The sequence below is a fragment of the Laedolimicola sp. genome (genome assembly GCF_051972735.1).
GTDB lineage: Bacteria > Bacillota > Clostridia > Lachnospirales > Lachnospiraceae > Laedolimicola > Laedolimicola intestinihominis.
This window is the reverse complement of sequence record NZ_JBOKYU010000059.1, coordinates 1-10,836: the sequence shown is the minus strand read 5'-3', so window position 1 is coordinate 10,836 and position 10,836 is coordinate 1. Positions and strand designations below refer to the sequence as shown.

Sequence of the window (10,836 nt, the reverse complement as noted above, 5' to 3'; positions counted from 1 at the left end):
CATGAGGAGGCGGACGGAGAGCAGCGTGAGGCGGCGTCTGAGATGCGGACGCTTCGGAAGGAAGCGAAGCTTATTGAGAGCGAGCTTGCGGAGCTGCGTTCCGGCAAGACGTCCTACCCGAAGGAGCTGACCTTTGCCCGGGCGGAAATAGAGCGTCGGCTGTACGAGAGCCTTGGCAGGCGGGTGCAGGTGCGGATTCTGGCGGATCTTTTGGAGATTCGTGATGAGAAATGGCGCAACGCCGTCGAGGGCTTCCTGGCCTGGAACAAGCTGGCCCTGATCGTGGAGCCGAAGTACGTGAAGGAAGCTATGGCCATCTATGAAACCCTGGATCCGAAGAAATACTGGCGGGTATCTGTGGTGGATACGGAGCGTTTGATGAAGGAGGAGCAGCATGTGAAGCCTGAGGCGCTGGCTTCGGAGGTGAAGGCGGGCGAGGCTTATGTGAAGGCCTACGTGGATTTCCTTCTGGGAAATGTGCAGAAATGCGAGAATACCGAGGAGCTTCGCGGATGCCGCATCGGCGTGACCGCGGACTGCCGCCTGTATCAGAACTATCAGCTGCGCCGCCTGAATCCCGATAATTACACGAAATTCGCCTACATCGGCGAAAAGAGTAAGCAGCAGCGACAGAAGGAGCTTTCCGCTCAGCTTGAGAAGCTCACTGACAAAATCGGACAGTTTAAGAAGACAGAAGATCTGGCATCTGAAATTCTGGCCCATGAATATCTGGCCGACGCCACGGAGGAATACCGGAGCCTGCTGGATGATGTGAAGGAAAAACAGCAGAAGGAGAAGGAGCTTCAGGAGCTGAAGAACCGGATGGAGGAGCTGAATTCCGGTATCGTGGAAGAGCTGAAGACGAAGCGGACGGAGATCCTGGAGAAGCAGGCTGCCGCGAAGGTCGAACTGGAACGGGTGAAGCATCAGATCTGGGACAAGGAGCGTTCCGTGGAGAGCGGCAGTGCGGGTCTGACCGGCCGAAACGTGGAGCTGGTGGAGGCGGAACGCGCGCTCCGTGGTTCCGAAAAAGATGAGGAAGCCTTCGAGAGCTATATACAGGAGTATAAAAATCCCCGTTATGCGCGGCTTCTGGAGGAGACGGCTGCGGCCATGGAGCGAAGCATCGCGGACTGCGAGAAGCAGAAGAGCGTCCTGGTGGAGGTTCGGACCGACTACCTGAAAAATCATCCCCAGCGGGATTTCTCCGCGTCTGCCGGGGACAATGGGGATTACGAGAAGCTTTTGGCGAAGCTTCAGTGCGGCGAGCTGGAGGCTTATAAGAAAAAAGCCAACGCCCAGGCCAAGTCTGCGGTGGAGCATTTTAAAGAGGACTTTATCTACAAGATTCGAAGCGCCATCCGGGAGGCCTATGTGCGCAGGGATGAGCTGAACCGGATTATCCGGAACCTGGATTTCGGCAAGGACCGTTACCAGTTCCGTATCGGTCGGAGCAAGGGCCGGGACGGCGAGTTTTACGATATGTTCATGGATGAGGATCTGGACATCGATCCGTCCACCCTGTCCGTGTCCGTGGATCACCAGATGAACCTGTTTTCCATGAGCCATGAAAATAAATACGGCCACATGATCAGCGAGCTTCTGGATCTCTTTATTCCGCCGGAAAACGCCACAGCGGCGGAGCTGGAGGAGGCCCGGAAAAACATGGAGAAATATGCGGATTACCGGACCTACCTGTCTTTTGAGATGGAGCAGATCGTGGAGGGCGACGAGCAGCGCCTGGTCATTGGCCTCAGCAAAATGATTAAGAAGAATTCCGGCGGCGAGGGCCAGAACCCGCTCTACATCGCGCTTCTGGCCAGCTTTGCCCAGGCCTACCGCATCAATCTGTCCGCACGGGCGTCCAGACGGCCTACCATCCGTCTGGTGGTGCTGGACGAGGCCTTTTCCAAGATGGATGCGGAGAAGGTGGCCAGCTGCATCGACTTGATAAGAAGCTTAGGCTTCCAGGCCATCATCAGCGCCACCAACGACAAGATTCAAAACTACATCGAAAATGTGGACAAGACCTTCGTGTATGCGAACCCGAATAAGAAGAATATTTCCATTCAGGAGTTTGAAAAGAAGGACTTTGGCGAGCTGGTGACGGAGGAATAAGGTATGAGGAGAGAGAAGAGAGAACGGGAAGAGCGGCCTAGGAGACGGGTAGGCTTTAAGACAATTCTGCATTTTATCGAGATTGTGGTGATAGCGGCAGCCGTCGTGTTCGTGGCGAACCGCTTTGCGCCGAAGAGCGAGACGCAGATCACCAGCAGCTTCATCAGCGACAAGCTGGAGATGGTCAGCGAGCTGACCACGGCCAAGCTGACCTATAACGGTCTGGTCTACTACTCTGACGGCAGCATCCCGCTACTGACCCAGAAGTCCTTCACCATGACCTACCGGGCCGAGGTACGGGCCGGCGTGGACCTGTCTCAGGCGGACATCAAGATCACCGACAAGGAGGTGCAGCTGACCCTTCCGGCAGTCCGGATCCTGGACACCGTGGTGGATTCCGATTCCATCCAGTTCTACGATGAGAAAGCCGCCCTCCTGAACTGGGGCAAGAAAACAGACGTCCTGGACGGCATGACCGCCGCCCAGAAAGACGTAGAAGAAAAAGCCGACTTCGACAGCCTGAAAGCCGAAGCCAGGACCCAGACCAAGCAGCTCCTCACAGGGCTCTTTGCAGGCGCCATCGGGGAGCGGGAGCTGGTGGTGAAGTTCGCGGAGTAGATGCCGGAAAATGCATGGAAAAGGGCTGAAATCTTTGAGAAAAATCAGAGATTCCAGCCCTTTTATTGTAAAAAAAGCCCGAAAGCATCAAACTTTCAGGCTTCTTTCAGCAGGGGATGAGAGAATCGAACTCCCACTAAGGGTTTTGGAGACCCCTGTCATGCCATTTGACCAATCCCCTGTATCAAACGTGCTTAATATTTATACCATGAAATGATGGTTGTTGTCAAGAAGAAAATAGAAAAAAGCAGAAAAATCGATCTTAAACTATTCTTAAAACTTTAGTACTTGACATTGCATAGTAGTGGGTGTAACCTAATATCAGACACAGGAACGTGCGGGAGGGATGAAATGAACCCACAATTTAAAAAAGGCGTGCTGGAGCTGATTGTGCTGGAGGCGGTGCGCCGGAAGGATCGGTACGGGTATGAGCTGGTGGAGGAGGTTTCCCGGGTTATTGACGTGAATGAGGGAACTATTTACCCGCTGCTGAAGCGCCTGACCAATGAACATTATTTTGAGACATACCTTCGGGAGTCCACAGAAGGGCCCCCACGAAAATATTATCATCTGACGGCAGCAGGGATTCTTTACCGGGATTCCCTGGCGAAGGAATGGATAGAATTTCAGCAGCAGGTCGGGAAGTACCTGAAGGAGGGAGAACAACATGAGTAAAGAAGCATTTCTGACAGAGCTTGCGGGACATCTGAAGGTGCTGGAGGAACGGGAGCAGCAGGACATTCTGGATGAATATGCCCAGCATATTGATATGAAGATACAGAACGGCATGTCCGAGGAGGAGGCCATTGGCGATTTCGGGCCGGTGAAGGAACTGGCGGCGGAGATTCTGGAGGCCTACCATGTGAACCCGGAGTACGGCGACAGCAGCCGTCGGGGAAAGATGGATTTCGAGAGCGCGGCCCAGTCTGCGGAGCAGGGAATCCGTCAGGCGGGCGGATTTCTAAAAAAAGCGGGAAAGAAGCTGGTACAGTGGATACAGGAGGTCTGCGCCTGGATTGGAAAACCGTTGCATAAGAAGCCTGTAGGAAAGCCGGTGGAGCAGCCGGATGGAACTGAAAGCTCGGCCAGACAGAGGACAGCCGCAGACAGCGACGCTTCAGAGAAAAGTACTGTCGGATATGGCCCGGCAGTTTCCCGAAAGGCAGATTCCGGATCCGAACAGGGCATGCCAGGAAAACTTATCGGCTTCTGTCGTGACATCCTGAAGGGTTGTGGCAGCCTCATCGGCAGTGCCGCCCGCGTTTTAAGAAAACTGATGCTGTGGCTTTTCCACATTTGCTGGGATCTGCTCCGCTGGGGTGTACGCCTCTGCTGGAACGTATTCTGGTTCTGCGCGGCGGTTTGCTTAGGTCTGGGAACCATTGCAGCCATCTTCTGTTTTGGCGTGCTCCTGATTCTCTGCTTCCAAGGCTACCCGCTTATCGGCGTGACCTTGATGAGTTTTGGCGGCCTGCTCTGCGGCGGCGCGCTGACCTGCGCAGCCTGGGGTCTGGTTCGCCGGAAAAAGAGCGCAGGGAAAACCGTTGCCCTGGAAAATGAGGACGATACGTACGAAGAGCCGGAAGAAGACGATTTCACAGACGAGGCCGTAGAGGCAGAGGAGGATGAACATGACCAGATTGCATAAAATAACTATCGGCATCTTTTGCGGCGGCATCCTGCTGTCCGGCATCGGCGCGGGCGTGGCCTTCGGAGAATTTTCAAGCCTGTCCTACGGCGGTACGGAGGTGGTCGGCAAGATAGATATCGTTACCAGAGACATCAGCAAAGAGATCGACCCGGAGCAGGGCGTCTGGAATATTGACGGCTACTGGGATACGGCTCCCGATGTGGAGGCCGACGAGAGCATTCCGGAAAATACCGTGCTGTTCCGCATTACCTACAATAAAGACATGGTGGAGCCGCGGATCGAAGAGAACGTCCAGGAGGATGACTATTACGATGACGCCGCCGATACCTGGCGGCAGACCCGTAACCCGGCCTTGGAGCTTCGCTGCTACTGGCAGGATACGGACGAGAGTAATTTTCAGAATTTGATGGAGGCCAAGGACAAAGTCCTGGTGGGCCTGAAGCGCGGCGAATTGATTTCCGTGGAGGGTGCACCCTATATCGAGCGGGTACAGATTTTCTACAATCCGGTCAATGAAAAAGATTTGAGATTGTAAGAAAGCTGTAAGAAAATCCTCCGGTGTCCCGTAAGAAAGAAAGGGTATCCTGAAACCACCGGAAAAGGAGAGAGCAAATATGAACGAATGCGTACTGGTAGTAGACGACGACCGGGAGATTGTGAGAGCCATTGCAGTGCTTCTGGAAAAAGAGGGTTATCAGGTGCTGAAGGCCTACGACGGCCTACAGGCCCTGGAACTGGCGGTGGAAAAGCCGGTGCAGCTCATCCTCATGGATGTGATGATGCCGCGCCTGGACGGATTGTCCGCTGTCATGAAAATCCGGGAGCGGAAAAATATCCCGATCATCGTCCTCAGCGCCAAAAGCGAGGAGACCGACAAAATCTTAGGCCTGTCCATGGGCGCCGACGATTACGTGGCGAAGCCCTTTCATCCCCAGGAGCTGGCAGCCCGGGTAAAAAGCCAGCTGCGCAGGTATACCATGCTGGGTGACATCCACGCAGGCGTGTCCGGGGACGAGATCCGAAATGGCCGTCTCACCTATCGCCAGTCCGAACGGACCCTGTACGCGGACGGAGAGCCGGTGCGGCTGACCGCCACCGAGACGAAGATTGTGGAGCTTCTGATGATGAATCGGGGCCGCGTCTTCCCGGCGGAGGAGATTTACCGCCGGGTCTGGGAGGAGGAAGCCTACGCGCCGGAGAATACGGTCATGGTACATATCCGCCGCATTCGCGAAAAGATCGAGCTCAATCCGAAAGAACCGGAATATTTAAAGGTGGTGTGGGGAATTGGATACAAAATGGAAAAAATCTAAAATCTGGATAGGCATGCTTGCCTTCTTTCTGGGAATGACGCTGTTGATTTACAACTTCATTTCCATGCTGACACTGATTTCGAACACGGATCTGCGGCAGTCCGATTATCAGAAAACGCAGGAATTTGCCACGACCATGTCGAATCGGCTGGAGGATCTGATCGGCATCGGACTCAAGGGAAAGGACTGGATGGGCTATCAGTACAGCTACAGCGATTCCGGCTATCGGTATGATTCTTATGCGGCAGATACGGTCACAGAGGATAGCGGTACGGTCATATCCGAATGGTGGACGTCTGGTTACTCAGGATCCATGAGCTATGAAGAGGCAGCCACAGAAGCAGGCGGATACAGCACGGCGGATTTTAATGCCTATCTGGAGGAAATGAAAGCCGACCAGAACCTGCGTTACGCGGTGTTTAAAGACGGAAAACTGACCTATACGAACATCGACGGACTGGACGCGGAAAATGCCAGCATCGGCATGGATTTCGCGTCTTGGATCCCGGCGGAGGAGTATAATTTTCAGCTGATCTACAATAAAGACGGTGACGGCAAGGTAGCCATGGAAAAGGACGGTCAGATGGTGGACGTCTACGGCGACGGGATCTACCGGGAAAACAGCCGCTGGGCCGTGCCGGGTTATCAGAATTTCACAGCCGGGGATGAGGCGAAAGCAATCGCAGTCTATCTGGCAGCGGCGAAGGAGCCAAAGCTCTATGTGGTCAGCGGCACAAACGGAACCAACCGATATGGCGGCGTCCTCTACCGTCTGAAGGAGAGTCTGGCGGTAGATAGACGGCAGCTGGTACGCAGCGAAGCCGGTCTGGCGGCGGCTCTCCTTTTGTTACTTCTGGCGTGGGCGCTACGGAAGCCGCGAAGGGCAGGTAGGGAAATCATCATCGGATGGACTGGGAAAATCTGGTTGGAAATCAAGCTGCTGTTCTTCTTCGTCCTTCCGATTTATTTGATTTTGCGCTTCATAGATGAATTTTTAGCCTGGAGCGGTTTCAGCCTGGGATGGGTCGTTTCTTATGGAATCCAGGATTATGCGGCATCAGCGCGGGATTACCTGGCGTCCAATCTGGACGGGATGTTCACCTACTGGTTCCTAATCTTCTGGCCGCTGTATCTGGGCGTCACCGATCTGCGCCGGAATAAAGGACAGCAGAAGAGTGTGATCGGCCGTCTGCGGCGCAGTATTCGAACCCGGGATCTGAAGCAGCCCGTGCAGAAAAAGCTGGTGAAATGGCAGCGGCGCTCCCTGATTCCTTTTGTGGGCTTCTTTTATATGAACCGTGTGCGCAGACTGGCCGAAGATCTGGGCGCATTGACGGAGCAGATCGGAGCCGTCCGGGGCGGCGATATGGGAAATGCGCTGTCTTTGCCGGAGGACAGTGATCTGAAAGCGGCGGCGGAGGACCTGAATAGCATCCAGGAGGGCATGGAGGCGGCCATCCGGGAGCGCACGAAAAGCGAACGCATGAAGGTGGAGCTGGTGGCCAATGTGTCCCACGACATCAAGACACCCTTGACTTCCATTGTCAGCTACGTGGACATCCTGAAGCAGGAGGAAAATCTGCCCGAAGATGTGAAGGACTACATCCGTGTCCTGGGTGAGAAATCCGAGCGCCTGAGTGCCATGGTTCAGGACGTCTTTGAGGTGAGCAAGGCGGCTTCCGGAGAGCTGCAGGTGAAGCCGGAGGAGCTGGATTTCGCGAAGCTTTTGCGCCAGACCCTGGCGGATATGGCAGAACCCATCGAGCAGAGTGGTCTCTCCATGCGGGTGTCTATCCCGGAAGAACCGGTGATGATCACGGCGGACGGCCAGCGTATGTATCGGGTATTCCAGAATCTGTTGCAGAACGCATTGAAGTATTCCCTGTCCGGTTCCCGCGTGTACCTGACGCTTGTGGAAAAAGATGGAAATGCAACGGCGATCATGAAAAATACATCCGCTACCGAACTGGGCGACGGCATCGATTTCACTGAGCGATTCGTCCGGGGCGATAAGAGCCGGACGGACGGCGGCAGCGGACTGGGGCTGTCTATCGCCAAAAGCTTCACCGAGGCCTGCGGCGGCAGCTTCCGGGTGGAGACGGACGCGGATCTGTTTACGGCGGCGGTGAGTTTCGCGGTGACGGAGAACAAGAAAGAAGCGTAAGAATAAGTAAGAAAGAGTGCGGTTTTCGATAGAACAGGGAGCATGTCTGCCTGACTGGAGGCGGCAGTTGTAGAAATACATGTAGTGCCTACGGCAGACAGTGAGGAAACCTGTATATCGGAACCCGCAGTATGAAGAAGGTCAGAGGAATTAATATGTTTATACAGGAACAATATTTGGAATTGGCCAGAAAAATTCACCGGGAAAATCCGGTAGTGGACGCCCACTTCGATCTGGCGGCAGAGGTGTATGAACGCCGCCTGACCGGAGAGAGCGGCGTGGTGGAACAGCGGTATCTGCCGCATTTTCAGGAGGCAGGGCTGAATATCCTGGTTTCCTCCATTTATCTTACAAACCGGGATTTGCCGGAGCTGGGGCTTCGGAAGGCTCTGGGGCAGATCACGGCCCTGAAGGAGGACATAGAGCCGGTGGGCGACCGCATCCGGGTGACGAAAAGTCGTGCGGAACTGGAAGAGAACCTGGCCGCAGGCCGGATCTCAGTTCTATTGTCCCTGGAGGGCCTCGATCCCCTGGGAAATGATCTGTCTCTGCTTCGGACCTTCTACGATCTGGGCGTCCGGGGCGCAGGCCTCACCTGGAGCCGCCGGAACGCCTTTGCCACCGGCTGCTGCACAGCGGGTCAGTTTAAAGAGATCCCGGGTGGTCTGACAGAGCTTGGCAAAGAGGCTATCCGGAGAATGGAACGGCTTGGCATGTGGCTGGACGTGAGCCATTTGAGCAACGAAGGCTTCCGGGACGTCTGCGATCTGGCAGAGCAGCCCTTTATTGCCAGCCACTCCGACGCCTGGGCGGTACATGAGAATTATCGGAATCTGACAGACGATCAGATCCGCGAGATTGCGGGGCGTGGTGGCGTCATCGGGCTGAATGCTTGCGGGTATCTGACCGGCGTGATGTCGGAGCGTGAAAAGACAGAACGGGAAGGAGCCGCCGGAGCGCCGGAGGCAGCGGGACAGAATGCGGACGTGGCCCTGCTCCGTCTCTGCGAACACGCCGAGCATTTGGTCCGCATCGCGGATCCGGAGCATGTGGGCTACGGCTTCGATCTGTGTAAGGGATTAGAGGAGACGACCCCGCGCATCCGGTTTGAGACCGAGAATTATGACATACTGGCCCACCATGGAGAGATGGGGAAGCTGACGGCCCTGCTCTTGCAGCGGGGCATGGACGAAGCGACGGCAAAGGGCATAGCAGGCGGCAATTTCCTGCGTTATTATTGCCGTATTCTTAAATAAAATGAGTGAAACAAAAACGGTATAAGACAAGGGCTGCGTAAGGAAAAGGAAGCTTTGCAATCATAATTTTACAAATACATTTACAGCAGCGACAAAAAGTATTTTAGAAGCTTACTTCCGTCCTCGATTTCTTCCCGCGCAAAGGAATAACACATCCGCTCCGGATGCCACTGCACCCCGAGAATCGGCAGCCTCTCATGGTACAGAGCCTCGATCACGAAATCCGGCCCGTACTGGGCCACCCGAAGGCCATCCCCGACAGCGGCCACCGCCTGGTGGTGGGCGCTGTTGACCCGCGGAAAATTACTGTAAAGCTGCGCCGGAAAGGTACCGTGTGCAGCTTTTGTTATGTGAATTTTATCCCCCTCGTCCCAGGCGTGGATGCTCAGGGATTCCCCGGACAGATCCTGAATCAGCGTTCCGCCGAAGGCCACATTGATAAGCTGAATGCCCTTGCAGATGCCAAGCACCGGTTTTCCCGCAGCCGTAAAAGCCCGGAACAGCGAGAACTGCACGGAGTCCAGCAGAGAGTCGATATTCCGCGACCCCTTATTTTCCATATGATAGAAAAAAGGACTGATATCTCCGCCGCCGGGCAGAATGAGACCGTCAAAATCCGCCGGATTCGGGAGAAAATCGTCTGCCAGCAGCATGGAAAGCTCCTGAATTGTTCCGCAAAGGGTTTCAGCCTGCGCGCCCAGCAGAGAAAAGGCGGCACAATAATTCCGGGTCTGCTCCCGGAAGCCCGCAATCAGAATTTTTTTATGGATCATGATAAAAACCAGCCTGTAGGAAAAGAATTTCTCCTAATATATGCAGTGAAAGCAAGGAAAAGAAGAAAATCTGACAGAAGAGAAGCACCAGAGGGTCAATAAGTGATGATGGCAGTTAAGGTTTCATTAAGAATTTATGAATATCCTTGAAGTTCCGAAAATATATGCTATTGTATTATAAGACTAATACAGATGTTGGACAAAAAGGAAAAAATGTGTAACATCTGTAAGGATCCGCAGGCGTCATCCGGCGGACAGCGAAGAAAGAAGGAGAACAACATGAGCGCACTGGTGGAAGTAAAAGACATTTGCAAGATCTACAACCCCGGTGAAAATGAAGTCCGGGCGCTGGATCACGTGAGTCTTTCCATAGAGACAGGAGAATTTGTAGCCATCATCGGCCAGTCCGGTTCCGGTAAATCCACCCTGATGAATATGCTGGGCTGTCTGGATACGCCCACATCGGGAACCTACTACCTGAACGGGCAGGACGTGTCCACTCTGACCGACAACGAGCAGTCGGATATCCGCAACAAAGAAATCGGTTTCATTTTCCAGGGCTTCAATCTGATCAGCAACCTGACTGCCCGGGAAAATGTGGAACTGCCCCTGATTTACCGGGGCGTGCCGAAGAAAGAGCGGGAACGCCTGGCGGTGGAAGCCCTGAAAATAGTCGGTCTGGCCCATCGTATGGACCATAAACCCAATGAAATGTCCGGAGGCCAGCAGCAGAGAGTGGCCATCGCCCGGGCCATTGCGGCGAAGCCGCCGGTAATCCTCGCGGATGAGCCCACCGGAAACCTGGATTCGGGATCCAGTAAGGAGATTCTGCAGATTTTAAAGGAGCTTTATAAGGGAGGCCGGACCGTCATCCTGATTACCCATGACAATGGTATTGCGGCTCAGGCCAAACGCGTCATCCGCATCATGGATGGTCATATCG

General features: G+C 54.4%; 10 protein-coding genes and 1 tRNA gene. 9 read left to right on the top strand and 2 right to left on the bottom strand.

Features of this window, described 5'->3' with window-relative positions; genetic code table 11:
- Positions 1–2,118: SbcC/MukB-like Walker B domain-containing protein (locus tag ACTRC3_RS10755; protein ID WP_440323064.1), on the top strand; the 2,118-nt coding region annotated here is incomplete at its 5' end.
- Between the two features lie 3 nt (positions 2,119–2,121).
- On the top strand, positions 2,122–2,736 hold the full coding sequence (locus ACTRC3_RS10750; protein WP_349165425.1) for a DUF4230 domain-containing protein: 615 nt from the start codon (positions 2,122–2,124) through the stop codon (positions 2,734–2,736).
- Positions 2,737–2,846: 110 nt separating this feature from the next.
- Here ACTRC3_RS10750 and ACTRC3_RS10745 read toward each other — a convergent pair.
- Positions 2,847–2,917 (bottom strand) — tRNA-Trp (locus ACTRC3_RS10745).
- A gap of 170 nt (positions 2,918–3,087) precedes the next feature.
- Between ACTRC3_RS10745 and ACTRC3_RS10740 the strand changes: the two genes are divergently transcribed.
- From ACTRC3_RS10740 to ACTRC3_RS10715, 6 genes are all read left to right on the top strand, one after another.
- Positions 3,088–3,411, top strand: coding sequence for a helix-turn-helix transcriptional regulator (locus tag ACTRC3_RS10740; RefSeq protein WP_178039217.1), 324 nt, complete (start codon positions 3,088–3,090; stop codon positions 3,409–3,411).
- Positions 3,404–4,384 (top strand): DUF1700 domain-containing protein, encoded by a 981-nt coding sequence (locus ACTRC3_RS10735; protein ID WP_440323063.1) that lies wholly within the window; start codon positions 3,404–3,406, stop codon positions 4,382–4,384. The genes ACTRC3_RS10740 and ACTRC3_RS10735 overlap by 8 nt, the downstream gene beginning before the upstream one ends.
- Entirely contained in the window at positions 4,368–4,922 is a 555-nt protein-coding gene (locus ACTRC3_RS10730; RefSeq protein WP_440323062.1) for a hypothetical protein, read from the top strand. The genes ACTRC3_RS10735 and ACTRC3_RS10730 overlap by 17 nt, the downstream gene beginning before the upstream one ends.
- Positions 4,923–5,001: 79 nt before the next feature.
- Entirely contained in the window at positions 5,002–5,700 is a 699-nt protein-coding gene (locus tag ACTRC3_RS10725) for a response regulator transcription factor (protein ID WP_440323061.1), read from the top strand.
- Positions 5,675–7,864 carry a sensor histidine kinase gene (locus ACTRC3_RS10720; RefSeq protein WP_440323060.1) on the top strand — a complete coding sequence of 730 codons (2,190 nt, stop codon included), beginning with the start codon at positions 5,675–5,677 and terminating at the stop codon, positions 7,862–7,864. The genes ACTRC3_RS10725 and ACTRC3_RS10720 overlap by 26 nt, the downstream gene beginning before the upstream one ends.
- 131 nt (positions 7,865–7,995) lie before the next feature.
- A complete protein-coding gene (locus ACTRC3_RS10715) occupies positions 7,996–9,120 on the top strand; it encodes a dipeptidase (protein ID WP_440323059.1) in 1,125 nt (374 codons plus the stop codon).
- Positions 9,121–9,200: 80 nt separating this feature from the next.
- On the opposite strand, the gene ACTRC3_RS10710 is transcribed toward ACTRC3_RS10715, so the two are convergent.
- Positions 9,201–9,893 (bottom strand): gamma-glutamyl-gamma-aminobutyrate hydrolase family protein, encoded by a 693-nt coding sequence (locus tag ACTRC3_RS10710; RefSeq protein WP_440323058.1) that lies wholly within the window; start codon positions 9,891–9,893, stop codon positions 9,201–9,203.
- A 279-nt stretch (positions 9,894–10,172) separates the two neighbouring features.
- Here ACTRC3_RS10710 and ACTRC3_RS10705 point away from each other — a divergent pair.
- Positions 10,173–10,836, top strand: a 664-nt coding sequence (locus ACTRC3_RS10705) for an ABC transporter ATP-binding protein (protein ID WP_440323057.1), incomplete at its 3' end; no start/stop codon positions are given.

What these genes read in the sequence shown, in the direction of transcription:
- ACTRC3_RS10735 (WP_440323063.1), top strand. Translation starts at nt 3,404, where the DNA reads ATGAGTAAAGAAGCATTTCTGACAGAGCTTGCGGGACATCTGAAGGTG.
- ACTRC3_RS10725 (WP_440323061.1), top strand. Translation starts at nt 5,002, where the DNA reads ATGAACGAATGCGTACTGGTAGTAGACGACGACCGGGAGATTGTGAGA.
- ACTRC3_RS10730 (WP_440323062.1), top strand. Translation starts at nt 4,368, where the DNA reads ATGACCAGATTGCATAAAATAACTATCGGCATCTTTTGCGGCGGCATC.
- ACTRC3_RS10710 (WP_440323058.1), bottom strand. Translation starts at nt 9,893, where the DNA reads ATGATCCATAAAAAAATTCTGATTGCGGGCTTCCGGGAGCAGACCCGG.
- ACTRC3_RS10740 (WP_178039217.1), top strand. Translation starts at nt 3,088, where the DNA reads ATGAACCCACAATTTAAAAAAGGCGTGCTGGAGCTGATTGTGCTGGAG.
- ACTRC3_RS10750 (WP_349165425.1), top strand. Translation starts at nt 2,122, where the DNA reads ATGAGGAGAGAGAAGAGAGAACGGGAAGAGCGGCCTAGGAGACGGGTA.
- ACTRC3_RS10715 (WP_440323059.1), top strand. Translation starts at nt 7,996, where the DNA reads ATGAAGAAGGTCAGAGGAATTAATATGTTTATACAGGAACAATATTTG.